Source organism: Saccharothrix sp. NBAS 001, assembly GCF_056640475.1.
In genome coordinates this window covers 9,993,789-10,018,139 of sequence record NZ_CM153251.1, presented here as the reverse complement: position 1 = coordinate 10,018,139, position 24,351 = coordinate 9,993,789, and the positions used below count along the sequence as shown (strand labels likewise).

Genomic DNA, 24,351 nt, shown 5'->3' with positions numbered 1-24,351 from the left:
ACTGGCCGCCGCAGCATCAGCCGATGCAGCACAGTCGAACGCGACACCAGCGGCTGTAGCACTTGGCGATGCAACGCCCGGCGCGGCGATGCCCGGTGGGACAGCGCTCGGTGGGACAGCGCTCGGTGGGACAGCGCTCGGAGCTGCGATGCCTCGCGCAGCGACGCCCGGCGAGGCAACGCCCAGCGAGGCAACGCTCGGGGCTGTGACGCCTGGTCCCGTGACGCCTCGCGCCGTGGCGCGTGGCACGGCGACGGCTGGCACGGCGACGGCTGGCGGGGCAGCGCATGGCGCGGGGACGGCTGGCGCGGGGATTCACGCACTTGCCGATGCACCCCGCGTGCTCGCTGAACGCACGATGGTCCCCTACAGGCCAGGAACGGCTACGGCTGGCGTGTACACCGCGAGCGCCGCAGGCGCGGGGTTGGCTTTGGCGGCTGAAGCGCTGCGCGAACGCGCAGGGTGGGCGCGACGGCGCTTTCAGCGCCCCGGCGAGTGGCAGCGCGTCCCGCGATCAATGCGTTCGCGGCGGCCGCGTACCTCGACTCTTCGGTCCGCCGCTCCGGCTTCTCAGGCCGCGCGGCCTGTACCTGCTGCGCCCTCCGCACCCGCCGCACCGACGGCGCGGGTAGCGCAGCTCACGGTGCCAACCGACCGCGTGGGGACGCGGTGCCGGCCGCACCAGTCGCATCGGCCACACCAGTCGCATCGGCCGCATCACTTGCGGTGGCCGCACCGATTGCAGCGGCCGCATCACTTGCGGCGGGTGCACCGATTGCAGCGGGTGCACCGATCGAGTCGCGTGCATCAGTTGCGGTGGGCACCGCTGAATCGGTTGCGGGGGCTGGGTTTTCGTGGAGATCTGCGTGCGATGGCCTTGGTGGGCAAGAGGTTCTTCTTCCCGTGGGTGGGCCCAGTGGCTCAGGCCGGGTGTCGGGGCGGGAGGGGGATTGGTGAATCGGCGGGCTGAGATTCGGGCGTTCGTGCGGGCCAACCACCCGGACGTCGGGGGCGATCCGGAGGTCTTCGTGCGGGGGTTGGCCGAGTTGCGGGACGCAGCGTCGCGGGATGGCGACTCGCCGGGTGACGGAGCCGGAGCCGGGGCCGGAGCAGGTGTGGACGTCGGGGTGGCGGACGGACGGTTCGACGCGCCGGTTTTCTTCGTGCGGCGCGGGTTTTGGCAGCGGTTGGTTGGGTGTCGGCGGTTGGTCGGGCGTCGGGTTCGGCGGGACCTCATCTAGGTGGTTGGGAGTGTTGGCAATGAACGGGACTCAGACCGGGTTGTTGGCGGGGCTTGTGCTCGGGTTGGCGGCGTCCAGCGGGTTCACGGCCTTTCTCGTCACGTTGGCCGTCGGTGTGATCGGGCTGGTGGTGGGGCGGGTGCTGGACGGGGAACTCGATCTCGGCGATCTCCTCGGACGGGGGCGGGACAAGTGAGTTCGGTGGCCGCCGAGGCGGGTCCCGCCGAACCCGGGCCGGCCGGACCGGGTCGCGCCGAACCCGGGGCGACCGCAGTGGCCGCCGCTGAAGTGGGTGACGACCTCGCGACGGACCCTGCGGTGGGTGATCGGGGACGGTTGGAGATTCACTCGTCCGTGGTGCGGAAGATCGCGGTTCGGGCCATTGGGCTGGTTCCCGGTACCGGGGACGGGTCTTCGGTGAAGATCCGGGAGAACGGGGACGTGGTCGACGTCGCCGTCCGCCTCGCCCTGAACTACCCGTCCCCCGTCCGGCAGGCCGCCGATCACGTGCGGCGCAACGTGGTCGACGAGGTCGAGCGCATCACGGGCTACCGCGTCCGCGACGTCGACGTCACCGTGTCCGCCCTGCGCGCCCCGACCCGTCCCCGGGTGGGGTGACGGCGATGCGCGCGTTCCTCCGCCTCCTCTCCCCGTTCCTCGGCCTGGCCGTGGCCGCTGCGGGCGTGCTGCTCATCGCGGACGTCTCCTGGCACTGGGCGGGCCACGGCCACCTCGTGCCGTGGCCGCGCGACCTGCGCTGGACCGACGACCGGGTCCGCACGGTCGGGCTGATCACCGCGGCCTCGGGCCTGCTGCTGCTGATCGTCGCGATGGCCGCCCGCTTCCGCTACGTCCGCCTGCACGACCCGTCCACCGGGGTCGTCGTGACCACGACCCCGACCGCGCTGGCCCGCGTCGTCGGCCACCGCGTGCGCGCCGAGGACGGGGTCACGTCGGCCGCCGTCACCGTCTCGCGCCGCAAGGTCCACGTCCGGGCGACGAGCGCGCTGCACGATGAAGCTTCGCTGCGCCCCCGGCTGCTCGAAGTCGTCCGCGAGACGGTCAAGGCGCTGCCGCTCGCGAAGACCCCCAAGGTCTCCGTGGTCGTCAGCTCCCCCAAGGACCGCCGCGCCACGTCACCGATCGACCGCCGGACGTCACCGGGCCGCACGCCGGACCAGGCGCCGGGCCACCCGCGTCCGGCGGACGACCTGGCCGCCACCGGAACGGAGGGACGATGATCGCCCGCTCCTACCGCACCGAACGCGTGTGCGCCGCGATCCTCGGCTTGGTCGCGCTGCTCGCCGGAGCCGGCGCGGTCGTGCTCAACGTCCGCCGGGTCGACCGCCCGCTGCTCGACCCGACCGTGCTGGACTGGGCGCGCGAGCACCTGCTGCCGGTGCGGATCGGCGCGCTGGTCGTGGGGCTGGTCCTGCTGGTCGTCGGGTTGCGCTGGGCGTGGCGCGCGGCGACCCCGGAACGGCACCCGGACCTCACCTTGGACCACCACCTGGTGGTCACCTCGGGTGCGATCGCCGACGCGGTGAAGTCCGACGTGGAGCAGGTCGACGGGGTGGCGTCCGCGCAGGTCAAGGTGATCGGCGAGCCCGCGCTGCGGATGAAGCTCACGCTGCGCCAGGGCGCGGACGTCCGCGCGGTGTGGCGGGAGCTGGACGGGGTGCTCGCGCGGGCCCGCGACACGCTCGGCGTGTCGGTGCTCCCGACGGCGATCCGGGTGGACCTGGCGGCCCGCACCCGGCAGCGGGTCCGCTGACCGCGGCCGCCGGTTGCGCCGAGCAGGTGCGCCGGAGCCCGTCACCAGGCAGGATGTCGGCGTGGTGCTTCCGCTGAACCCGCCCGTGCAGCCGATGCTGGCCAACGCGGTGGACGAGATCCCGACCGGCTCGGACTGGGTGTTCGAGCCCAAGTGGGACGGCTACCGCTGCCTGGTGTTCCGCGACGGCGACGAGCTGACCCTCCAGTCGCGCAGCGGCAAGCCGCTCAACCGGTACTTCCCGGAGGCGGTTGCGGCGCTGCTGCGCACCCTGCCGGAACGGGTCGTGGTGGACGGCGAGCTGGTCGTGGCGAAGGACGACAAGCTCGACTTCGACGCGCTGTCCGAGCGCATCCACCCGGCGGCCAGCCGGGTGGAGCTGCTGGCCGAGCGGACGCCCGCGAGTTTCGTGGCGTTCGACCTGCTCGCGGTGGGTGACGAGGTGCTGCTGGACGAGCCGTGCACGGTGCGCCGGGAACGGCTGGAGGGCCTGGTCACGCCGGGCGACTCGCTGTACCTGACGCCCGCGACGACCGATGCCGCGCTGGCCGCGCAGTGGTTCGCGCTGTTCGAGGGCGCGGGGCTGGACGGGGTGATCGGCAAGCCCGCGTCGGCCGGTTACGCGCCGGGCAAGCGCACCATGATCAAGGTGAAGCACCAGCGGACCGCGGAGTGCGTGGTGGCGGGGCTGCGCTGGCACAAGGACACCGAGCCGGGCACGGCGGTCGGGTCGCTGCTGCTGGGCCTGCACGACGACCGCGGGGTGCTGCACCACGTGGGCGTGGTCGGGTCGTTCAAGGCGGCCGAGCGGCGGGCGCTGGCGGCCGAGTTCGCCGGGCTGATCACCGAGGGCGACCACCCGTGGCTGGTGGAGCCGGACGGCCGGCGGCTGCCGGGCGAGATCAACCGGTGGCGCGGCAAGCACGCGGACTGGGTGCCGCTGCGGCCGGAGCGGGTGCTGGAGATCGCCTACTCGCAGACCGAGGGCGCGGCGCCGGCGCGGTTGCGGCACAACGGCCAGTTCCGGCGGTGGCGGCCGGACCGCACGCCCGAGTCGTGCGGCTACGACCAGCTCGAACAGCCGGCGCGCTACGACGTGGAGTCGGTGCTGCGCGGCGAGGTCAAGCCGGCCTGAGGCCCGGGATCGGTGATTCCGGGGACGGTGACGGGTCGGCGGCGTACCGTGACCGGGCGTGGCGGATGTGAACGCGCTCGTCCAGGAACTCGACGACCGGATGCGCAAGGACTGCCGGCGGCTGACGATGTGGCGGCAGGTGCACCGCACCACGGGCCTGCTCTACACGGTCGTGCTGATCCTGGTGCCCGCTGTGCTGGCGGTGGGGTTCACGTCGTCGGAAACGGTGCTGGGCAAGGCTTTGCTGCTGATCGCGGCCGTGGTGGGCGGGCTGAACGTGACGTTCAAGCCGTACCTGCACAGCCAGAAGCGGCGGACCGACGTGAACACCATGCGGCGGTTGCGCGACCAGTTCCGGGGCGAGGTGGCGAGGTCCGACGACGTGGTCGCGGTCTACGACCGGTACTCGGCGCAGTACGCGGCGGTGTTCGAGGCGCGCGGCCAGGCCCTGGTCGACGGGACCCTGATCGACGCGACCACGGCACCGGCACCGAGCGCCTCGGTGACGGCGCCGGCGACACCGAAGGCGTGAGCCGTCAGCGGTCGGAGCGGGCCGTCCTGACCAGTTCGAGGTAGTCGTCCACCGGGTAGCGGGCCACCTCGCGGCCGATCAGGTCCAGCGGCAGGTCTTCGACCCGCTTGAACCGGATGCACGACTTGCCCATGTCGAGCTTGTGGCCGGTGGCCTCGAACTCGGCCCGGAACTCCTGCTCGCGCCCGCTGTAGACGCACATCAGGTACAGCGACAGGTGGTTCTTCTGGGACGCCAGCGCCACGTACCCGAGCGGCTGCCCGTTGTAGGTCCGGCCCGACCGGCTCAGCGGCACGGAGTAGGTGATCATCCCCCACGCCATGCCCTCCTGGTAGCCCTCGGGCAGGTTCGCCAGGATCACCTCGCGCACCTCGGCCACCGCGTCGCGCCGGTCGTCGGGCAGTTCGCCCAGGTACTCCTCGACCGTCGCCGCCTTGCTCTGCACCACCTAGACCTCCGGGGGACGCGCGGTCCTCGTCGCGCCCACCGACGCGAGCACGACGCAGCACACCGCCACCCATTGTGCGGGACGCAGGGCCTCGTGCAGCAGCACCAGCCCGGCCACCGCCGCGACGGCGGGTTCCAGGCTCATCAGGATGCCGAACACGCGCGGCGGGATCCGCCGCAGCGCCTCCAGCTCCAGCGAGTACGGGACGACCGAGGACAGCAGCGCCACGGCCAGGCCCGCGATCAGCACCACCGGGTCGAGCAGGGCGGTGCCCGCGTCGGCGATGCCGAACGGGAGCACGACCACCGAGGCGAACACCATCGCCATCGCCAGGCCGCGCCCGTCGGACGTGCGGCTGCCCAGCGCCGCGGCCAGCAGGATGTAGCCGGCCCAGCACACCGCCGCGCCCAGCGCGAACAGCACGCCGGTCAGCTCCAGCCCGCCGTCGGCCTTGGTCAGCAGCAGCACGCCGGCCGCGGCGAGCAGCGCCCACACGCCGTCCAGCCAGCGCCGCGACCCGAGCACGGCCACCGCGAGCGGTCCGAGGAACTCGATGGTGACCGCCGCGCCCAGCGGGATGCGCTCGATGGCCTGGTAGAAGGTCAGGTTCATGGCGCCGAGCACGAGGCCGTAGCCGGCGATGACCGCCAGGGTGCGCTTGTCCACCCGGAACCTCGGCCGCCACACGACCACCAGCACCAGGGCGGCCAGCACGAGCCGCAGCGTGACCGTGCCGGCCGAGCCGGCCAGCGTGAACAGCTGCTTGGCGACGGCCGCGCCGACCTGGACGCTCACCACGCCGAGCAGCACCAGCGCCGGCGGCGGGACCGCGCCGAACGCGCGGACGACGGCGGCGAGCGGCCCGGAACCGGAAAACCGCCGCTCAGGGATACCTTCGACGTGCACCATGACCACGGCGCTCATCTTGCCCCCCGCTCACCGAAGTCTCACCTCGATTATGTGAGGCTTTGGCCACCCGTCGACTGAGAGTGAGGGACGACTGTGCCGCGTCGGCGTCACGCCGCCCTGTTGCTGGTGGCCCTGAGCGCGCTCGGCGCGTGCAGCGCGGGCCCGTCGACCCGGCCGGTGATCGCCGTGCACGGGGACGGCGAGCAGACCCAGGCGCCGGACCCGACCGGCCCGCGCGAGGTCCCGCCGCTGGAGAACTTCAAGTCGACGCTCACCTGGTCGTCGTGCACCGAGGCGACGAGGTCCCGGATGGGGTCCTCCGCGCCGGCGGGCGGCCAGGAGTACCAGTGCGCGCGGCTGACCGTGAAGCTGGACGTGCCCAACCGGCCGGGGCGCGGCGCGCTCGGCATGTCGCTGCTCAAGGTCGGCACGGGCGGCAGCGCGCTGGTCGTGGTGGGCGACCCGGACGGCGAGCCGGGCACGGTGAAGGCGGCCCGGTTGGCGGCGTCGCTGCCGCCCGCGCTGCTGAGCACGTTCTCGCTGATCGGGGTGGACCGGCGGGGCACCGGCAAGTCGGACGGCGTGCAGTGCGTGCCGGAGGTGGCGCGGGTCGGGATCGTCGAGTCGGACCCGGACAGCCCGACCCAGGACGAGCTGTTGGAGTCGATCGGGCGGGCCAGCCAGGAGTGCGTGCTGGACCTGGAGAACCGGCTGCCCGCGGTGGACTCGTGGCGCGCGTCGGCGGACCTGGAGCAGTTGCGGGAGGCGCTGGGCACCTCGCACCTGAACGCGATCGGCGTCGGCGACGGGTCGAAGGTGCTGACCCTGTACGCGAGCCGCTACCCGGACCGGGTGGGGCGGATGGTGTTCGACGGCGCGCCGGACCCGACGTTGGACGTGCCGGGGGTGGCGCAGGCGCAGGCGGTCGCGGCCGAGGAGACGTTCGCGGCGTTCCAGAAGGACTGCGTGATCCGGTCGTGCCCGCTGGGGTCGGACGCCACCAAGCGGTTCACCGCACTGCTGGACTCGTTGCGGAGCAAGAAGATCCGCGGCGGCGACCTGGACCTGACGCCGGGCACGGCGGTGTCCGCGGTGCTGGCGGGGCTGGCGGACCGGGCCCGGTGGCCGGCGCTGGCGGATGCGCTGGTGGCCGCGGAGCAGGGCAACGCCGCGCCGCTGACCGATTTCGTGCGCCCGCAGGTGGTGGACCGGGACGAGAACCCGCCGCTGCTCGACCCGGGCATCGTGACCAGGTGCAACGACACCACGACCCGGATCCCGCCGGAGCGGGTCAAGAGCATGGCCGACGACTGGCGGACCAAGCAGCCGCTGTTCGGCGCCTGGTACGCGCGGCGGCTGCTGCTGTGCGGGCCGTTCCCGGTGCCGCCACTGGCCAAGGTGCCCAAGCTGACCAGCGCGCCGCCGGTGCTGGTGCTGAGCACCGCGACCGACCCGGTCACGCCCCGGGGCGGCACCGAGCGGGCGGCGCAGGCGCTGCCCGCCGGGATCGTGGTGGGCTGGCAGGGCGGCGGGCACGGGGCGCTGGTGCAGTCGGCGTGCGCGACGCAGTCCGCGGTCGAATTCCTGACAAACGCAAAACTGCCCACCAACGGCACCGTCTGCCCGCCCTGATGAAATCGATCCGGTAACTCCCGGCGATCTCGCCGCGGCGTATTTGTTCGCTATCAATCCATATCCCGCGGCGGCTCACCGGGCACATTTCCGACATTTGCCGCCAGACCTGCGGCGACCCCCGGGGCGGTTGCCCCGGGGGTCGCCGATGCGGAATCAACAGCTTGAGCAGCACCCGCAGCCGGGGCCCGTGCAGCCGCCGCAGCAGCCGCACGTGCCGGCCGCCGGGACCTGTTCCGTGGTCGTGATCTCTACCGCCATCATGGCCTCCCGTGATCGCGTTGGGCATCCAGGTATTGGCAAGGTATGACGGCCCCCACGGTGCGCCCTACCGCCGTGCGTGGGAAGGGTCTTCACCCGATCGCGGAACGTTTATCATCAGAATGTCGCACTACGTGGCCGTATTTCAGCCGGTCAGCTCATCCAATGCCCGCTGGGCCGCCTCCAACTCTGCGCGGAGTTGTTCGACGCGCGCCAAGTGGCGTTCCCGAGCAGCGCTCAAAACCGTCTCCACCGCCTCGTCGACTTCCGGCAGCAGCAGCTTCGCGGCCTGGGCGACCGAGGACGCCGCGATCGGGGCGCTCTTGAGCACCCGCTTCGCGCCGGTCTGCACGTCGACGGTCCACTCGCCCTCGGCGGTGGAGGTCAGCGTGACGGTCACCTCGGCGGGCTTGGGCTGCTTGCGCCCGGCCGCGCGGGCGGGCGACGCGGCGGGGGCCGGGGCGGGGGCGGGCTTGGGTGCGGGCTTCGGGGGCACGGGCTTCGGCTCCGGGGTGTAGATGTGCTCGATCGGGGCGGGCTCGGCCGCGGCGGGCTCCGGCTGGGGCGTCGGCGGGGCCGGTGGTGTCTTCCGCCTCGGCGCGGGCTTCTCCAGGGTGAGTTCCGCGGGCGAGAACGACAACTCGTCCTTGGCCCCGGTCGGGCGGACCTGGATGTAGTCGCCCTCCGGCGGGTCGGTGAAGGCCAGCACCTTCGCCGATCTGCCGGCCTCCACGCCGACCGCCGCGGAGGTGAACCACACCGCGGGCGGGCGGCCCGCGGCGAGTTCCTCGCGCAGGTGGTCGAGATCCTCGGCCGACAAGGAACTCTGCTTCGCCTTGGCCATCGGGCACCTCCACTGCCGATCATGTTCCGTCGCGTGCAGCTTGCCCTACGGCACCGACAATTCCGCGGGCCGGCCGGACGCGGCACCCACTGTGCGACCGACGGGCGGCGAGCGCAAGCAAATCCGCATAACGACCGCGACTGTCCATAGTGGACTATCCGACCGTCGCGCGACCGGATCGGTTCCCCGGGGTCGACGGGGTCGGCAGAGACCGCAGAGACCGCACACCCGGCCGACGGAGAGTCCCACCACCGGCCGCAGGCAGCCTCGACGGCCTTGAGCGAGGCACAGGCGGCGTCCGCGCCGGCGGACCGGTTGCGGTCCGCGCGGGCGACGATCACCCCCGCACCCTGACGCGCACGCCCCCGTCGGGATGCGGCGACCGGCCCCACTTCTGTCCACAGTGGACGAAAGCCGGTGAGATCGCCGTCACTCGCGGTGAGCGCGGACGGGGCGGCCGGACACGGCCGAGCCGGGGATCAGTCCTCGACGCGCAGGCGGTACTCGCAGCCGTACTCGACGGCGTACTGGAGGTCGTAGTGGTGCACGATCTTCGGCCCACCGTGCAGGTGGACGTGGGTGAGCGTCGGCTTGGGCGACTCCGGCGGCGTGCTCACCGAATCGACCCGCCCGTCCAGCGGGCCACCGACGAACCGCACCACGTACGCACCCGCCATGGTCGACCTCCTCCGCTCCCGGCGTCGTCGTTCATGGTACGAGAGGTGTAGTCCGATCGCGGCTGAACTGCGGCGACAACTAGCCGGTTGGCCCAAACCAGTGCTCCGCCAGGCCGTCCAGGGTGGTCGATCCGGTGGGCACCTCGCGCAGGTACCAGGCGAGGTTCGAGTAGACGTGCAGGAGCGTGTAGGCCATCACGCGGCGCGGGTCGACGGCACGGCCGTACCCGGCGCGCAGCGCGGCGTTCGCGGCCCCCTCGCCCCTGGTGAGGAAGACCCCGGTGGCGACGAACTCGTACTCGCGGGCCGCGCGCATCGCGGGTTCGAAGTCGAACAGGCCGGACAGCCGGCCGTCCTGGACGAGCAGGTGCGCGCCCATCACCTCGGTGTGCGCGAGCACGGGTTCGGGGTCGCCGAGGTCGACCGAGTCGAGGAAGTCCGGGATCTGCTCCGACCAGGCCGGGTCGAGCCCCCGGGCGGCCTGCCGGGCGACGCAGCCGGCCCGCTGCGCGGCGACGAACGCCCCCCAGTCGGCGGGCCCGGCGATCGGCGGCGCGATGGTGTGCAGCACGGCGAGCGCCTCGCCGACCTGGCGGGCGACGTGGTGCCGCCGGGAGGCGTCGAGGCCGGGCCAGGCGTCGGCCAGGCTCGTGCCGTGCAGGCGCGACATGTGGACGTACCCCCAGCCGCCGAACTCCCCCGCGCCCAACACCTCGGGCGTGGGCACCGGCAGCCGGCCCGCGACGGCGGCGAGCACGTCCCGTTCGGTGGCGACCTCGGCGAGGTGGACGGTGGGAAAGAGCTTGAGCACGTGGCCCTGCCCCACGGCGTAGACCGGCAGCGACCCGTCGGCGAACCGCTCGACCGCGCCGTCGAGGCCGAGATCCCGGCACAGCGCGTCGACCGCCGGCCGCAACGCCCGCTCGTCCGCCACGATCTCGTCGAACTGGGCTTCGGTCTCGGCCACCGGGAACGAGGTCACGCACGTGAGGCTAGCCGGCGCTCCCCCGACGGGCGAACGGATAAACCCCGCATGACCGTGCTCCACCGCCGCCGTGCGCTCGGCGCGAATTGACCCGGCTGGAATTCCGGACCGCTCACCCGGCCTCACGGAGGGCTCACGTGAGCGACAGGTTCCGATCTTGTCCAGCCGACCGGCATCTCACCCACCAAGGCACCCGGACCTTGCGCCGAAGGCCCGGCGGCTGGTTCCAGTTCGGGCCGAGGCGTATCCGGATGAGCCGCAACCCGTCCCGGAGCACGGTGGCCCTCACCAGGATCGTGGTCGACGCATCACCGTTCCGCGCGACCACGACGTCGCAGTGGCGGAAAGCAGCGCTGCCCGCGACCTCGACATCCGCACAGGTCGGCCCGGTGTCAGGAGCCGCGACTGGAGCGAGGCCGCCCATGAGTGCGCTGACCGGCCGGGACGACCGTGTACGCCACCGCCGTCGCCCTGCGCCCCAAGGTGGACAGCTACCACCTGGTCACCACGACCACCAGCGGCGGACGGCCGGTGGCCGAGCTGGTCGCCCGCGACATCGCCGCCGACCGCAGGTTCGGGATGCGGTTGGACCTCGGCTGACGCGCCCCCGGCCGACGAATCCCGCTCAGGCGGTGCCGATCGTGCCGAACGGGCGTTGGTCGGCGGCGGGGAGCGGGGTGTGGGCCCAGCGGCGGATGCGGGCCGCGTACAGGGTTCGGGTCAGCGGGCCGGTGGCCGCGGTCGCCACGTCGGCGAAGGTCGGGCGGACGCCCAGGCGGCGCATCGCGCGCAGGTGCGCGACGGTCGTGCGCTGCCGGTCGCTGCCCCGTTCGAAGCGCTGCCAGCGGCGGGCGTCGGCGTGCCGTTCGCCGGAGGTCCGCGCGACCTCGACGGCGAACGCCAGGCGCGCCCGGCGCACCCGCACCGACGCGGCGGGGTCGGCGAGGTCGAACTTGCGGTTCGCCGGGTCGTCGCAGAACCGGTGGGCGAGCCGCAGGTCGTCCGCGCCACCGGTGGCGACGGGCGCGGCCGGGTGGCAGACGGGCCACTCCAGGTCCGCCTTCAGGCCGCACCACCGGCAGAGCAGGCCGTCCCGCTCCACCAGGGCCAGGACCTTCCGGCGGGCCACCGGCACGCGCGGCAGCACGGGCAGCGGGGCCGCGACGCGGATGACGAACTCCATACCCCGAACGCTACAAGCGCCGGCGGCCGATCGGCCGCGATCTGCGTCCGCAAGGCGGAAAGTTCGGCGGAGGTGATCAGTCCGACCGATCACGCCGGCACCCGTCCGGGCCGCCGGCTACCGCTCGTCCCCGCCGAGCGGCCGGTCCCCGCACGACCGCCCGGGTGCCGTATCCCCCGGGTCACTCCGCTTCACGGGCCTTGGAGGCCGCACGCGCGGCGGTTCGCGGGGCGTCTTCGGGGTCCGACGCGGGAGTGCCGTGCCCAGAAGGGAAAAACCGGTTCGTCGCGAAACGTGCTGCGGCAGTTCGTCCGGCGGCTTCAACCGGCCACGCGTACCGGGGTGACGGTGTTGGCGGGCTCGCCCACCCACACCGCCTGCCCGTCCGGTGTGACGGTCAATCCGAACTCGGACCGCGACGGGCACCGCTGGCCGACCCACCAGGCGTGCGCGGCCTCCACCTCGTCCCACAGCCGGCGCGGCCCGTGCCGGCGCACCTCGAAGCTGCCGGCCGCGGTGGCCTCGGGCGTGGTCCGCGCCGTCGCCCAGGAACCACTGTCCACATGGAACGTGAGAAGCTCCCAGCAGTCGTCCTCGTCGTCGTATGCCACGGAATGCTGCACATCGGGGACCTGCACGCCCACCGCGAACGCCCCGTCGCGGTCGTGGACGACCTGGTGCGGCGGCAGGGCGGTCAGCGTGGCAGGCAGGTCGGAATCCTCGGCGAGATCGCCGAACCGGGCGGCGTACCCCCACGGTGCGCGGTGGTCGCGCAGCGCCATGAAGAACGCGTCGCCTGCCACGGAACCGGTCGCCGTGCCACCGTCGTGCACGATCAAGCGCATGAGCACGGCCGCGCCCCACGTGGTCCGCCACGGCAGAAGGAGCTTCCCGCCGGGTCGGGCCGTCTGCTCGATCCACGTCGACGGGATGCGCCCGGCCGCGACGGCGGCCGTGGAGATCACCCGGTCGAACGGGGCTCGGGCCGCGCACCCGTCCGTGCCGTCCCCGGTGACGACGGTCGGGTCGTGGCCCACGTCCTTGAGCGCGTGGCGCGCGCGGTCCGCCAACTCCGCGTCCAGTTCGATCGTGGTCACGTGGTCGTCGCCGAGGCGCGACGCGAGCAAGGCGGCGTTGTACCCGGTGCCGGTGCCGACCTCCAGGACGCGGTGTCCCGGCTCGACGTCCAGGGCGTCGAGCATCGCCAGCACCAAGCTGGGCTGCGACGCGGACGAGGTGGGGTTGCGGCTGGTGTCCGGCCACACCGTCGCGCCGTCATCGAGTTGCGTGACGATCGGCCGGTCGCTGAAGACCGCCGCCGCCCAGCCCTCCGGGTCCGTCGTGCGGTCGAGCGGGGCGGGTCGCCCGGTCGCGTCGTCCGCCCAGCACCGGGGTGGTGCGAAGCAGCCTCGGTCGACGGCGGCGAACACCTCCGCCCACGCCTCCGGCACGGCGTCGTCCGCCCGCAGGTCGGCGACCAGGTCGGCGTGCGTCCGGGTCATTTACCGCCGCCGTGCCTACCGCCGTCGGGACCGTCCGGGTTCGACCCCCCGCCCCCGCCTCCTTGAGGCTTGTGCGGCTGGGTGGACGTGTCCTCGTCGCTCTTGTCATCGTGCTTGCCCATCGGGGGCTCCCCTCGGGTCGTCGTGCAGGTCGCGCTGTTCGCCGTGACGAACGTGGACGACCATGGCCATGCAGTGACCGTACGAACACGTACCGCGATGCGGGCAACACGTCGCGTAGGACTACCCGCTCGTGCTCCTCCCCCGTGACGCCCAGCCGCTTCGCCAACGCGCGGCATGGTCCGGGCGACCTTCACGGCCTGGTCGTAGCGCTCGCTCACCACGTGCACGTCCACCCGCTGCATCACGACCTGTGCCGGGCCGAACGGCGACTCGTAGTCGTCGCGGTCCGCGCCGTTGCGCCGTGCTGTCGCGTCGGCCTCCGCCAGCAGGTCACCGGTGTGCGGGCGGCACGTCCCCGACCGGTTCGACGGCCGACGCCGCCCGCAGGGCGACCCGCGCGGCCTCGTCGTAACGGCCCTGTACGAGGAGCTGCCGCGCGACGGAGCCGCGCAGCACCGCGTCCGACAGCGAGTCGGCGCCCCGGTCCGCCGCGTCGAGCGGCTGGCGGATGGCGAGCCACGCGGAGTCCTGTTGGCCCAGGTGGATCAGCATGCAGGCGGTCAGCCAGTAGCCGCGCGCCGGCAGCTCGTGCGCGACGACGTCAGCGTGGGTGGTGTGCGCGGTGGCGCGGAGCTGGGCGAGCGTGGAGGGCAGCAGCGCGGACAGCCGGCCGTAGTTCCCGGGCCTGGTCCACGTCGAGGGGTTCGCCGTCGCCCAGGAGGTTGGTGCGCTTGCCCGGCAGCACACCGATGTCGGTGTCCAGGGCGCGGGCGAGCTTGTGCGGGCTCGCGATCGACGCGGTGTGCCGCTGACGCTGTTCCAGCGCCCGAACCAGCGAGAGCGACACCCCGGCTGCGTCCGCCAGTTCCCGCCGGGCCACCAGAAGTCGGACGCCGGCCGGCAGTTCCGCGCTCTCGGACGGGGCTCGCCTTGATCGCGGGCCGGGCCGCCTCGGTCGACAGGCGGTGCACCACCGATCAATGCGCCTGTCCGTCCCGGCCGAGTTGTGGTCGCTCCGTTTATGCAGCTCAGGGCCTTACGGGTGAAGCGGTGCGCACTGCTGGGTGAATCCCTTCCGACACCCTCCACCCCACCAACCTGCGTGCTTTGCTCCGAACAGCCCATCAGGCGTTACGAGGGAGAAACCCATGCCACGCCGAGCACTCGCCATCGTGATCGCGGTGGCGGCCACCATGACCGCGCTGGTCGTGCCCGCCGCAGCCACCGGTAAGGGCATCTCCGCGTCGTTCCAACGCGACGAGGTCCGCATCCGCTCGGGTCCGCGCCTGAACGCGGCGGTGAAGGGCCTGGGCTACCGGGCCCATCAGGTCACCGTGTGGTGCTTGACCTACGGCGACCCGGTCACCGACGACCCGTCGTGGTTTCGCCTGACCGACCGGACCACAGGTGTCGAGGGCTATTCCTACGCCCCGTACGTGAGCATCAACCAGCCGGTGCGGGTGCCCGACTGCTGAGAATGGGGTGCGCCCTGGGGTGGTCGGCACGTCGAGCACGCGCCGAGCAGCTCAAGCCTTCTTCCGGGACGGCTGCACGCGCGGCGGCTCGCCGGGCATCTTCGGGTAGTCCGGCGGGTAGGGCAGCTCGCCCCGCTCGTCGGAGGCGTACCAGTCGAGCAGGGTCTCCAGGCCGAACGCCGCGCTGTCCAGGGCGGCGTGCGGGTCGCCGTGCTCGGCCAGGTACGCGGGCACGGTCAGCACGTCGAAGTCGTCCGGATCCACTGTGGACAGACGTTCCCAGGTGACCGGTGTGGACACCGTCGCGCGCGGGGTGCCGCGGACCGACCACGCGGAGGCGATGGTGCGGTCGCGGGCGGCCTGGTTGTAGTCCAGGAAGACCTTCGTGCCGCGTTCCTCCTTCCACCACGACGTGGTGGCGAGGTCCGGTGCGCGGCGTTCGACCTCGCGGGCCAGGGCGATCACGGCGTGCCGGACGTCGATGAAGTCCCAGTCCGGGCGGATCCGCACGGCGACGTGGATGCCGCGGCCGCCGGAGGTCTTCGGGTAGCCCGTCAGGCCCAGTTCGTCCAGGACCTCGCGCAGCACCAGCGCGACCCGCACCGCGTCGCCGAAGTCGGTGCCGGGCTGGGGGTCCAGGTCGACGCGCAGTTCGTCGGGGTGGTCGGTGTCGGCCCGGCGGACCGGCCACGGGTGGAAGTCGAACGTGCCGAGGTTCGCCGCCCACGCGAGCACGGCGGGCTCGGTGGGGCAGACCTCGTCGGCGGGCCGCCCGGACGGGAACGTGATACGCGCGGTCCGCACCCAGTCCGGGGCGCCCTTGGGCAGCCGCTTCTGGTAGAACGCCTCGCCGGTCACGCCGTCGACGTACCGCTTCAACGTGGTCGGGCGGTCCCGCAGCACGGTGAGCAGCGGCTCGGCGACCGCGATGTAGTACTCCACGACCTGGCGCTTGGTGATGCCGCGCTCCGGGAAGTACAGCTTGTCCGGGTTCGACACCCGGACCTCGCGCTCGCCGACGGTCAGTTCCAGCGCCTTCGCAGCCACCCGGGGAGCCTAACCCGCGGCCACCGGCGGCGCGCGGAACTCAGCCGGGCAGGCGCTGCGCCAGGCCGTCGACGAACGCGGCCAGCGCCAGCTCGAAGCTGTCGTGGTCGAGTTCGGCGGCGACGCCGGGCAGCAGGTGGGCCTTGTCCAGGTTCGGGTACCGGTCGCGGTAGAGCGCCTGGTCCTCGGAGAAGCCGCTGGAGAACGAGCTCAGCGCGGCGCCGAAGACCAGGTACATCAGCGACGCGGCGATCATGGTCGCCTCGCGGCGGCTCCAGCCCGCCGCGACCAGGCCGCCGTGCAGGGCGTCGAGCCGGCGCAGGGACGCCTCGCGGTGCGCCGGGCCGTAGGCCAGGAACGGCACGATGTTGGGGTGCTCGGCCAGCGCCGCCCGGTACGAGCGGGCGCACATGGTCAGGCCGTGCCGCCAGTCGCCGTCGGCGAAGCCGGACACGTCGACCTTCTCCAGGATCTCGCCGGCCAGGTCGTGCAGCAGGTCGTCCTTGGTGGCCACGTGCCCGTAGAGCGACGCCGCCTGCACGCCGAGTTCGGCGGCGAGCTTGCGCATGGACAGGCCGTCGAGGCCGTGGCGGTCGATGATGCCCAGGGCCGCGGTGCGGATGCCGGAGGCGCTCAGGATCGGGGTCCTCGGCATGGTCGGCTCCTCTTGCCTCGGTCGGGGTGCGCGCCTACGTTAGAAAACCTAACACTGTTCGTCGGGTAGGTCGCCGGGCTCGGTCCGCGACTTCCCGGCGACCGGGCGGCGGGCTCGCAGGAGGAGGATGGTCATGGACTTCGCCCTCGACGAGGAGCAGCGCGAGATCCGCGACTGGGTGCGGACCTTCGTGCGCAAGGAGGTCGTGCCGCTGGAGCCCGAGGTGCTGCGCCGGGAGCGCGCGGGCGAGCCGGGGCTGCCCGCCGACGAGCTGAAGCGGTTGCAGGACAAGGCGAAGGCGGCCGGGTTCTTCGGCGTGCTCACCCCTCGGGAGTACGGCGGCATGGGTCTGGGCGCGGTGATGGCCGCGCTGGTCGAGCAGGAGCTGGGGCGCAGCTTCGTGCCGTTCCGGTTCGGCGGGTACGCCGACAACATCCTGTTCCGCGGCAACGAGGAGCAGCGGCGGCGCTACCTGCTGCCGACCATCTCCGGCGAGCGGGTGTCGTGCTTCGCGATCACCGAGCCGGGCGCGGGCTCGGACGCCAAGGCCATCCGCACCTCGGCCCGCAAACAGGGCGGCGAGTGGGTGGTCAACGGCGAGAAGACGTTCATCACGCACGGCCACGAGGCCGATTTCGCGATGGTGTTCGCGGTGACCGACAAGGAGAAGGGCGCGGCCGGCGGCGTCACCTGCTTCCTGGTCGACCGGGACATGGGCTGGAAGTCCGAGCCGATCCCGACCATGGGCCAGTGGGGTCCGGCGGCGCTGGTGTTCGACGAGGTGCGGGTGCCCGAGGAGAACGTGCTGGGCGAGGTCGGGCAGGGGTTCGCACTGGCCATGCGGTGGATCGGCCAGGGCCGCTACCTGCTGCCCGCGCGGGCGCTCGGGGCGTGCGAGCGGCTGGTGGAGATGGCCGTGGCGCAGGCGAACAACCGGGTCGCGTTCGGGCAGCCGATCGCCGAGTACCAGGCCATCCAGTGGATGCTGGCCGACTCGGCGGTGGAGGTCGAGGCGCTGCGCTGGCTGGTGCTGCACGCCGCGTGGCTGGTCGACCAGGGCGCGGACTCCCGGCAGGCGCAGAGCATCGCCAAGCTCTACGGCGGGATCAAGGCCAACGAGATCGTGGACCGGGTGCTCCAGGTCCACGGCGGCATGGGCTACACCCGGGAGCTGCCGATCGAGCGCTGGTACCGCGAGCTGCGGCTGCTGCGGATCTACGAGGGCACCGACGAGATCCAGCGCCGCACGATCGCCCGCAACCTGCTCAAGGGGCACGCCAAGGTGACCGGCACGCTGGGCTGAACGCCCCGCCGGGGCACTGGGTCAAACCACCCCGATGAGGGTAGGGCTGCCCCCACCAGCCCTCGGGTGCGCACACCAGGGACTCTCCGTTCACCGCTCGCCACGATGAGTACATGCGATCACGACCCGCAGTCTTCGAGTCGGACCTGACCCGAGAGCGCGTCACGACCGACGCCGGCACGTTCGACGCCATCGCCACCGGCCCGGCCACCGGGCGCAAAGTGCTGCTGCTGCACGGGGTGCCGGAGTGCGGCATCGAGTGGCGGCACCAGCTGCGCGCCCTGGCCGCGCACGGCTACCGCGCCGTCGCGCCGGACCTGCGCGGCTACTCGCCGGGCGTGCGGCCCCGCGACGTGTCGGCCTACCGGCTGGAGCACGCCGTGCAGGACGTGCGGGACATCGCGGACGCGCTCGGCTGGAAGCGGTTCGACCTGGTGGGGCACGACTGGGGCGCGATCGTGGCGTGGATCGCCGCGGCCCGGTACCCGCTGCGGATCCGGACGCTGACCGCCGTGTCCGCGCCGCACCCCGGCGCGCTGGCGCAGGCCCTGCGCACCGACCCGGACCAGCAGCGGCGGTGGTCGTTCCTGGAGCACCTGCGCACGCCGGGCGTGGCCGAGCGGGAGCTGCTGGCCAACGACGCGGCGCAGCTGCGGGCGGGGTGGCCGGCGGCGATCCCGCAGGAGCGGGTGAACCAGTACGTGCGCAAGCTCAGCGAGCCGGGCGCGTTGACCGCGGCGCTGAACTGGTACCGGGCCAACGACTTCGGCGGGACGTTCCGGCCGGTGTCGGTGCCCACCCGGTTCCTGTGGGGCGAGGACGACCAGGTGATCGGGCCGGAGGCGGCGCAGAACAGCGGGCGGTGGGTGACCGGGCCGTACTGGTTCGAGGTGATGGCGGGCGCGGGCCACTTCGTGCCCGAGGAGGCCGCCGAGGAGACCACCCTGCACCTGCTGGACCACCTGGCGACGTACTGAGCGCCCGGTCGCGCGGTCAGTCCGCGACGCCGGTCGCGTCCAGGGCTTCGGCGGTCAGGCCGGTGAGCATCTGCGAGCAGACCCGGGCCAGGTGCCGGCGCATCACCTCGGCCGCCTTGGCCGGGTCGCCCGCGGCGACGGCCGCGACCAGGGCGTCGTGGTCGTCCAGGGACGCGCGCTGGTGCGGCGGGTCGTCGCGCAGGCCGCTGCGCAGCAGGACCACCCGTTGCTGCACCAGCCGCACCTGCTCGGCGATCCGCGGCGAGCGCGCGGCGGCCAGCAGCGCCTGGTGGAACGCCAGGTCCAGCCGGTACGGGAAGCGCTCGCCGGCCTGGTAGGCGCGCCGCGACTCGGCGCACACCTCGTGCAGCCGGGCCACGTCCGCCTCGGTCCGCCGGTGCGCCGCGAGTTCGGCCGCCGCGCACTCCAGCGCGGCGCGCAGTTCGAACAGCGCCCGCACGTCGTCGGGGGTCGCGGTCGGCACGTGCGCGCCCCGGTGCGGGACCAGGATGAGCACGCCCTCGGACGCCAGGTGCCGGATCGCCTCGCGCAGCGGGCCCCGGCTGATGCCCAGGCGGGCGGCCAGTTCGACCTCGTTGACCCTCGTGCCGGGCGGGATCTCCCCGGTCAGCACCAGCTCGCGCAGCGCGTCCACGGCCTGCCCGGCCAGGCTCAGGTGCAGGGGAGGTGTCACGAACGTCTCCCTACCACGATCACCCCTCATGTTGTTAACTGTCGACAGTTGGCAGTTGGCTTTTCCCGGGTGCAGAGGGGGCGGACGATGGCGCACGAACTGGTCGCCGAGGTGTGGCGGGGAGATTTCCTGGAGTCCGTGCACCACGGGTCGGTCGTCGCCCTGGGCCCCGGCGGCGCGCCGGAGCTGCTGGTCGGGCAGCCGGAGCAGGTCGCCTACCCGCGTTCGTCGAACAAGCCCGTGCAGGCGCTGGCGATGCTGCGCAACGGCCTCGACCTCGACGGCGAACTGCTCGCCCTGGCCTGCGCCAGCCACTCCGGCGAGGACTTCCACGTCGACGGCGTGGCCCGGATCCTGGCCGGCGCCGGCCTGACCACCGACGCCCTGCGGTGCACCCCGGACCTGCCGATCGGCGAAGCGGCGCTGCGCGCGCACCTCGCCGCCGGCCGCGACAAGGCCCCCGTCTACATGAACTGCTCCGGCAAGCACGCCGCGATGCTGGCCACCTGCGTGGTCAACGACTGGCCGACCGGGACCTACCTCGACCCGACCCACCCCCTCCAGTCCGCGATCCGGGACACCCTGGAGGAGCTGGCGGGCGAGCGGATCGGGGCCGAGGGCGTGGACGGCTGCGGCGCGCCCCTGTTCGGCATCAGCCTGGTCGGACTGGCCCGCGCGTTCGCCCGGCTGGCCGCCGCCGCCGACGGCCCGGAGCGCCGGGTCGCGCACGCCATGAACGGCCACCCGGAGTGGGTCGGCGGCACCGGGCGGGACGTCACCACGCTGATGCGCGCGATCCCCGGCGCGGTCGCCAAGGACGGCGCCGAGGGCGTCTACGCGATCGGCCTGCCCTCGGGCGCGGCCGTGGCGTGCAAGATCGCGGACGGGTCGAGCCGGGCGCGGGCCGTCGTGCTGGTCGCCGCGCTGCGCCGGCTGGGCGTCGACGCGCCGGCGGAACTGGCCGCCTTCCCGGTCCTCGGACACGGCGAGCCGGTCGGTGCCGTCCGGCCGGCCGCCGCGGTGGCGGGCTGAACGGCCGCAGTCGCGCGCGGGCTGTCGCGTAGTCGGGCGAAAAGACCGTTCCGTCCGGTCTCCCGGGTTGAAACCACCACTACCCTTGCCGCATGGCCAGTTCGCGTGCCGCCGACACCCCGGAAGAGGACCGGCCGTCCGGCCGGACCGACGACCGGCCGTCGAGCGTGGAAGACGAGCTCATCGGCTTGGACCCGCACGACCCGGAGACCAGGGCGTTCGCCGAGCACCTGGGCCGGATGCAGCGCCAGCACCCCGGGTTCACCGTGGAGGGCTACCTGGCGGGCGTGGAGAACTTCGCCGACTCCGCCAACCGCGCGGGCGGCCTGCGCAGGCTCACCGCGGTGGCCGTGGTGCTGCTGATCCTGCTCGGCGTGGTGGTCAGCGTGTGGTTCGGCCTCGGCGAGATCCTGTCCACGTTCTTCGATTAACGTGGAGGTATGGAACCTGTCGTCGGCGCCACCCCGAAGGTGGTCCACTCCGAGCTGGAGTGGCGGGAGATCCTCAGCCCCAAGGAGTACGCCGTCCTGCGCGACGCGGGCACCGAGCCCGCCTGGACCGGCGAGTACACCGACACCAAGACCGAGGGCGTGTACTCCTGCCGCGCCTGCGGGGCCGAGCTGTTCCGCAGCGAGACCAAGTTCGACTCGCACTGCGGGTGGCCCTCGTTCTTCTCCCCGCTGGCCGCGGACACGGTGATCCTGCGCGAGGACCGGGCCATGGGCATGGTCCGCACCGAAGTGCTCTGCGCCACATGCCACAGCCACCTCGGGCACGTTTTCGAGGGTGAGGGCTACGCGACCCCGACGGACCAGCGCTACTGCATAAACAGTGTCAGTTTGCGTCTGGTCGAGAACCCCGGCGGTCCGACAGACTGAAGGCGCTACTCCGAATGACGACGTTCATCGACACCAGGAGGAATCATGCGCATCTTCAAGGGCACCGACGGCGAGGGTTCCGGCGGCGTGGACGGCTCGTCGTCGTCCTGACCGACGGCGCACGGCGTCCTGACCGGGGGCGGGGCAACCCTAAGGTTTGCTAAAGCCCCCTTGCTGGGGTGTGGCCTGACGCACACGATTGCCCCCTGGCGCGGACCACGAGTCCGCCGAGGCCCGCAGGGGGTGTGGACCGTGGAGCGACCGTGGGGCTTGTCGGGCCCGGAATTCCTTGAGCTGTACTGGATCGCCCTGGCCGTCACGGTGGCCTGGGCGATCGCCGTCCGAGTGCGCCTGCGGGGGACGCGGGGAGGCGCCCCCGCAGGCGTGCTCGGGCCCTACGACATCGCGTTCCTGACCGGCGGCCCGCGCCGGACCGTGGAGACCGCCGTCGCCTCGCTGGTCGCGTCCGGCGCGCTGCGCCCGGCCCGCAACGGCGCGGTGAGCGTCGTCGGCACCCCCACCGCGCACGACCCGGTGGACAAGGCCGTGATCGCCGACGCGACCCGCTACAAGTACCGCACGCTCGCCCTGCTGATCACCTCCGTGTCCGACCGGGGCTCGGCGGGCGCGGTCGGCGACCGGCTGGTGGAACAGGGCTATTTGGTGCCGCCCCGAGACGCCAAGCGCCGGCTGGGCCGCAGCGTCCTGCCGATGGCGCTGCTGTTCGCGGTCGGCCTGGTGCGCTGGGTCAACGGCCTCGCGATCGGCGCGCCGGTCGGCTGGCTGACCTTGCAACTCGTGCTCACCGGCGTGCTGATCTGGTTGCTCCGCAAGGCGAAGTACGTGACTCCCACCGCGGCGGGCAACAGCGCGGTGGGTTTGGCCCGCACAGGCGGGAACACCGGGGGTCGAGGGGCGGCCGGCCAGTCCGACGAGGTCTGGCTGGTCGCTCTCAACGGGTTCAACGCGCACCCGAACATCCCGCTGCGGGCGGCGGCCCGGCCACGGCCACACCCGCGCGCCCGCACGGCCCGAGCGGGCGCGGCCGGTGCGGTGTCCGGCGGGTTCCTCGCCTCCGGGTCGTCGTGCTCCAGCGGTTCGTCGTGCGGGTCGTCGTCTTCGTGCGGGTCGTCGTCATCGTCGTGTGGCGGCGGGTCGTCCTGCGGTGGTGGTGGCGGCGGTGGCTGCGGGGGCGGCGGAGGTTAGTCCGCGCACAGCCCCCGGCTCCTAGGCTGACGGCCATGGTTTTCCTCTGGTGGTACGGGCCGGCGCTGGTGCTCGCGGTCCTGCTCGGCTTGCGGCTCAAGCGGGTCACCGGCTCCGCGCCGACCCGGCCGCTCACCTTCGAGGAGATCGGCTACCTCGGCGGTGGCCCGGTGCGGGCGGCCGAGGTCGCGGTGGCGGGCCTGGTCGCGGACAACCGGGCCCGGCTGTCCGGCACGGCGCTGGCCGCCGTGCCGACGCCGGAACCGACCGCGTCGACCGCCCTCCAGGACGTGCTGGCGACCCGCCTGGACCGGCCGCGCGACCTGGACGGGCTGCTGGTCGAGGTCGCCCGCAGCGCCCCGGCCCGGCGGATCGGTCAGGGCCTGGTCGACGCGGGGCTGCTGGTGTCGCCGAAGCACCGGCTGGTGCGGGCGGTGCTCTGCGTCCTGCCGGTGCTCGCGCTGATGGCGGCGGGGTTGGCGACGGCCCCGGCCGGCTGGCTGGTCGCCCTGGTGCCGTCGGTGACCGGCGTGGCGGCGGTGCTGCTGCTGCTCGGCCCGCCCCCGGTGCGCACCCGGCGCGGCGCGCGGGCGTACGAGGAGGCCACCGCCGGGCTGGCCCCGGTGGACCCGGCCGAGGTGACCGCCCGCTACGGCTTGGCGCGCCCGGCGGCCGCCGCGCCGCCGCAGCCCCGCGGGCGGCGCGCGGACACCGCGGTGTTCGACGGCGAGACGGCGGAACCGATCGGGTATGCCGCAGCGTCCCAACTGGCGCTTCCCCGACGCAGGCGGCCGGCGGTCGTCGTCGAGCCGCAGCGTTGGCGCAAGCGCAACGGATGGCTCGTCGCGGGCGGCTGGCTCGCCGGCGGGTGGCTGGCCTCGGAGTGGTTGGAAGGGGACGACGGTGGCGACTTCCTGGACACCGACTTCGGCGGGTTCGGCGGCTGAGCTGTGGCCCGAGGAGCAGGGGTTCCTCGCGGGCGGTCCCGGCCGGGCCGCCGAGGTCGCGGTGGTGTCGCTGGTCGAGGCGGGTGCGGTGCGGATCTCGCGCGAGGGCGTGGTGAGCGCGGTGCGCACCCAACGCGGTTCGTGGACGCCGTTGCAGGCGTGCGTGATGCAGTCGCTGCCGCAGAAGCTGGGCGACGCCGTCGCGTCGGCCGCGCGCAGCGGCGAGGCGGAATCCCTGCGGCGGCACCTGGTCGAGCGCGGACTCGTGCGGTCCACCGGGCGGCGTCGAGCGGTGCGCGCGGTGCGGCGGCTGCTGGTGCTCGGCGGGATCGTGACCATGGCGCTGGCCATCGGCGGAGTGGTGCCCTTCGGCGGCGCGGCGGCGGCGCTGTTCTTCGCGATCCTGCTGGCCGTCGTGCTCGGGCGGGCCGCGCGGCCGTTGACGACGACCGGGCGGGCGGCGGTGAAGCGGCTCGACGGCGTGGCGACGACCACCAACCGGGTCGCGCTGGTCGCGTACTACGGGCTGTTGGGCAAGGTCGAGGGGAAGCTGGTGTGGGAGGTCCTCGGCATGGCCCCCACGGCCGCGTCCACGTTGAAGCGGCGGCGGCGCACCGACAACGCGAACGGCAGCGCGTCGTGCGGCGGCGGGTGCGGGAGCTGTTCGAGCAACAGCTGCGGCAGCGCTTCCGGCTCGGACGGCGGGTCGTCGTGCGGCAGCAGCGGATCGTCGTGCGGCGGTGGGTCGTCCTGTGGCGGCGGCTGCGGCGGGGGCGGCGACTGATGGCCGAGCCGACCACGCCAGACCACGCCGTCCACCTCGTTGTCGCAACACGAGTCGCGTTTAAGGCTCCGACTAACGCAACACGAATCGCGTTTGCCTCGTACGGC

At 73.2% G+C, this 24,351-nt stretch carries 28 protein-coding genes; 17 read left to right on the top strand and 11 right to left on the bottom strand.

Features of this window, described 5'->3' with window-relative positions:
• Positions 1–1,260: 1,260 nt before the first annotated feature.
• The 6 genes from AC0HI0_RS45450 (at position 1,261) to AC0HI0_RS45425 (ending at position 4,682) form a co-directional block, all read left to right on the top strand.
• The gene (locus AC0HI0_RS45450) at positions 1,261–1,437 is read left to right on the top strand and encodes a hypothetical protein (RefSeq protein WP_480929654.1); all 177 of its coding nucleotides are present in this window, start codon (positions 1,261–1,263) and stop codon (positions 1,435–1,437) included.
• Between the two features lie 221 nt (positions 1,438–1,658).
• Positions 1,659–1,859, top strand: a complete 201-nt coding sequence (locus tag AC0HI0_RS45445) for an Asp23/Gls24 family envelope stress response protein (protein WP_480929653.1) — start codon at positions 1,659–1,661, stop codon at positions 1,857–1,859.
• Between the two features lie 5 nt (positions 1,860–1,864).
• Positions 1,865–2,482 (top strand): DUF6286 domain-containing protein, encoded by a 618-nt coding sequence (locus tag AC0HI0_RS45440; protein ID WP_480929652.1) that lies wholly within the window; start codon positions 1,865–1,867, stop codon positions 2,480–2,482.
• Positions 2,479–3,015, top strand: a complete 537-nt coding sequence (locus tag AC0HI0_RS45435) for an alkaline shock response membrane anchor protein AmaP (protein WP_480929651.1) — start codon at positions 2,479–2,481, stop codon at positions 3,013–3,015. Before AC0HI0_RS45440 ends, AC0HI0_RS45435 begins: the two co-directional genes overlap by 4 nt.
• A 61-nt stretch (positions 3,016–3,076) precedes the next feature.
• Positions 3,077–4,150: an ATP-dependent DNA ligase gene (locus AC0HI0_RS45430; protein WP_480929650.1), complete on the top strand. Its 1,074-nt coding sequence runs from the start codon at positions 3,077–3,079 to the stop codon at positions 4,148–4,150.
• Between the two features lie 58 nt (positions 4,151–4,208).
• Positions 4,209–4,682, top strand: a complete 474-nt coding sequence (locus AC0HI0_RS45425) for a hypothetical protein (RefSeq protein WP_480929649.1) — start codon at positions 4,209–4,211, stop codon at positions 4,680–4,682.
• A 4-nt stretch (positions 4,683–4,686) separates the two neighbouring features.
• Here AC0HI0_RS45425 and AC0HI0_RS45420 read toward each other — a convergent pair whose 3' ends face one another.
• Complete coding sequence (locus AC0HI0_RS45420) at positions 4,687–5,130, bottom strand: iron chaperone (RefSeq protein WP_480929648.1); 444 nt, start codon at positions 5,128–5,130, stop codon at positions 4,687–4,689.
• Entirely contained in the window at positions 5,131–6,054 is a 924-nt protein-coding gene (locus AC0HI0_RS45415; RefSeq protein WP_480929647.1) for an EamA family transporter, read from the bottom strand. It abuts the gene before it with no gap.
• A gap of 78 nt (positions 6,055–6,132) precedes the next feature.
• On the opposite strand from AC0HI0_RS45415, the gene AC0HI0_RS45410 reads away from it, so the two are divergent.
• Positions 6,133–7,671, top strand: a complete 1,539-nt coding sequence (locus tag AC0HI0_RS45410) for an alpha/beta hydrolase (RefSeq protein ID WP_480929646.1) — start codon at positions 6,133–6,135, stop codon at positions 7,669–7,671.
• Positions 7,672–8,077: 406 nt separating this feature from the next.
• Here the strand turns inward: AC0HI0_RS45410 and AC0HI0_RS45405 are convergent, their stop codons facing one another.
• The 3 genes from AC0HI0_RS45405 to AC0HI0_RS45395 all read right to left on the bottom strand — a co-directional run bounded on the left by AC0HI0_RS45405 (position 8,078) and on the right by AC0HI0_RS45395 (position 10,435).
• Positions 8,078–8,776 carry a DUF6319 family protein gene (locus AC0HI0_RS45405; RefSeq protein WP_480929645.1) on the bottom strand — a complete coding sequence of 233 codons (699 nt, stop codon included), beginning with the start codon at positions 8,774–8,776 and terminating at the stop codon, positions 8,078–8,080.
• 479 nt (positions 8,777–9,255) lie between these two features.
• Complete coding sequence (locus tag AC0HI0_RS45400) at positions 9,256–9,453, bottom strand: hypothetical protein (protein WP_480929644.1); 198 nt, start codon at positions 9,451–9,453, stop codon at positions 9,256–9,258.
• Between the two features lie 79 nt (positions 9,454–9,532).
• A complete protein-coding gene (locus AC0HI0_RS45395) occupies positions 9,533–10,435 on the bottom strand; it encodes a phosphotransferase family protein (protein WP_480929643.1) in 903 nt (300 codons plus the stop codon).
• A 453-nt stretch (positions 10,436–10,888) separates the two neighbouring features.
• Between AC0HI0_RS45395 and AC0HI0_RS45390 the strand changes: the two genes are divergently transcribed.
• On the top strand, positions 10,889–11,038 hold the full coding sequence (locus AC0HI0_RS45390) for a hypothetical protein (RefSeq protein WP_480929642.1): 150 nt from the start codon (positions 10,889–10,891) through the stop codon (positions 11,036–11,038).
• A gap of 25 nt (positions 11,039–11,063) precedes the next feature.
• Here AC0HI0_RS45390 and AC0HI0_RS45385 read toward each other — a convergent pair whose 3' ends face one another.
• From AC0HI0_RS45385 to AC0HI0_RS45375, 3 genes are all read right to left on the bottom strand, one after another.
• Positions 11,064–11,621 carry a hypothetical protein gene (locus tag AC0HI0_RS45385; RefSeq protein ID WP_480929641.1) on the bottom strand — a complete coding sequence of 186 codons (558 nt, stop codon included), beginning with the start codon at positions 11,619–11,621 and terminating at the stop codon, positions 11,064–11,066.
• 320 nt (positions 11,622–11,941) lie between these two features.
• Positions 11,942–13,123, bottom strand: a complete 1,182-nt coding sequence (locus AC0HI0_RS45380) for a methyltransferase domain-containing protein (protein WP_480929640.1) — start codon at positions 13,121–13,123, stop codon at positions 11,942–11,944.
• A 453-nt stretch (positions 13,124–13,576) separates the two neighbouring features.
• Positions 13,577–13,993, bottom strand: a complete 417-nt coding sequence (locus AC0HI0_RS45375) for a hypothetical protein (protein ID WP_480929639.1) — start codon at positions 13,991–13,993, stop codon at positions 13,577–13,579.
• 401 nt (positions 13,994–14,394) lie between these two features.
• Between AC0HI0_RS45375 and AC0HI0_RS45370 the strand changes: the two genes are divergently transcribed.
• The gene (locus AC0HI0_RS45370; RefSeq protein ID WP_480929638.1) at positions 14,395–14,721 is read left to right on the top strand and encodes a hypothetical protein; all 327 of its coding nucleotides are present in this window, start codon (positions 14,395–14,397) and stop codon (positions 14,719–14,721) included.
• A gap of 51 nt (positions 14,722–14,772) precedes the next feature.
• Here the strand turns inward: AC0HI0_RS45370 and ligD are convergent, their stop codons facing one another.
• The gene (gene ligD, locus AC0HI0_RS45365) at positions 14,773–15,768 is read right to left on the bottom strand and encodes a non-homologous end-joining DNA ligase (RefSeq protein ID WP_480929637.1); all 996 of its coding nucleotides are present in this window, start codon (positions 15,766–15,768) and stop codon (positions 14,773–14,775) included.
• A 40-nt stretch (positions 15,769–15,808) separates the two neighbouring features.
• Positions 15,809–16,423, bottom strand: a complete 615-nt coding sequence (locus AC0HI0_RS45360) for a TetR/AcrR family transcriptional regulator (protein WP_480929636.1) — start codon at positions 16,421–16,423, stop codon at positions 15,809–15,811.
• A 133-nt stretch (positions 16,424–16,556) separates the two neighbouring features.
• Between AC0HI0_RS45360 and AC0HI0_RS45355 the strand changes: the two genes are divergently transcribed.
• Together AC0HI0_RS45355 and AC0HI0_RS45350 are read left to right on the top strand one after the other, a co-directional pair.
• Positions 16,557–17,726 (top strand): acyl-CoA dehydrogenase family protein, encoded by a 1,170-nt coding sequence (locus tag AC0HI0_RS45355; protein WP_480929635.1) that lies wholly within the window; start codon positions 16,557–16,559, stop codon positions 17,724–17,726.
• A 113-nt stretch (positions 17,727–17,839) separates the two neighbouring features.
• Positions 17,840–18,703, top strand: coding sequence for an alpha/beta fold hydrolase (locus tag AC0HI0_RS45350; RefSeq protein WP_480929634.1), 864 nt, complete (start codon positions 17,840–17,842; stop codon positions 18,701–18,703).
• 16 nt (positions 18,704–18,719) lie between these two features.
• Here AC0HI0_RS45350 and AC0HI0_RS45345 read toward each other — a convergent pair whose 3' ends face one another.
• A complete protein-coding gene (locus AC0HI0_RS45345) occupies positions 18,720–19,397 on the bottom strand; it encodes a GntR family transcriptional regulator (protein ID WP_480929633.1) in 678 nt (225 codons plus the stop codon).
• Between the two features lie 87 nt (positions 19,398–19,484).
• Between AC0HI0_RS45345 and AC0HI0_RS45340 the strand changes: the two genes are divergently transcribed.
• The 6 genes from AC0HI0_RS45340 (at position 19,485) to AC0HI0_RS45315 (ending at position 24,244) form a co-directional block, all read left to right on the top strand.
• On the top strand, positions 19,485–20,429 hold the full coding sequence (locus tag AC0HI0_RS45340) for an asparaginase (RefSeq protein WP_480929632.1): 945 nt from the start codon (positions 19,485–19,487) through the stop codon (positions 20,427–20,429).
• A gap of 92 nt (positions 20,430–20,521) precedes the next feature.
• Positions 20,522–20,860 (top strand): hypothetical protein, encoded by a 339-nt coding sequence (locus AC0HI0_RS45335; RefSeq protein WP_480929631.1) that lies wholly within the window; start codon positions 20,522–20,524, stop codon positions 20,858–20,860.
• 9 nt (positions 20,861–20,869) lie between these two features.
• Positions 20,870–21,307, top strand: coding sequence for a peptide-methionine (R)-S-oxide reductase MsrB (gene msrB, locus AC0HI0_RS45330; RefSeq protein WP_480929630.1), 438 nt, complete (start codon positions 20,870–20,872; stop codon positions 21,305–21,307).
• Positions 21,308–21,559: 252 nt separating this feature from the next.
• Positions 21,560–22,513, top strand: coding sequence for a TIGR04222 domain-containing membrane protein (locus tag AC0HI0_RS45325; protein ID WP_480929629.1), 954 nt, complete (start codon positions 21,560–21,562; stop codon positions 22,511–22,513).
• A gap of 35 nt (positions 22,514–22,548) precedes the next feature.
• Positions 22,549–23,460, top strand: coding sequence for a TIGR04222 domain-containing membrane protein (locus AC0HI0_RS45320; protein WP_480929628.1), 912 nt, complete (start codon positions 22,549–22,551; stop codon positions 23,458–23,460).
• Positions 23,417–24,244 (top strand): TIGR04222 domain-containing membrane protein, encoded by an 828-nt coding sequence (locus AC0HI0_RS45315; protein ID WP_480929627.1) that lies wholly within the window; start codon positions 23,417–23,419, stop codon positions 24,242–24,244. Before AC0HI0_RS45320 ends, AC0HI0_RS45315 begins: the two co-directional genes overlap by 44 nt.
• Positions 24,245–24,351 lie beyond the last annotated feature (107 nt).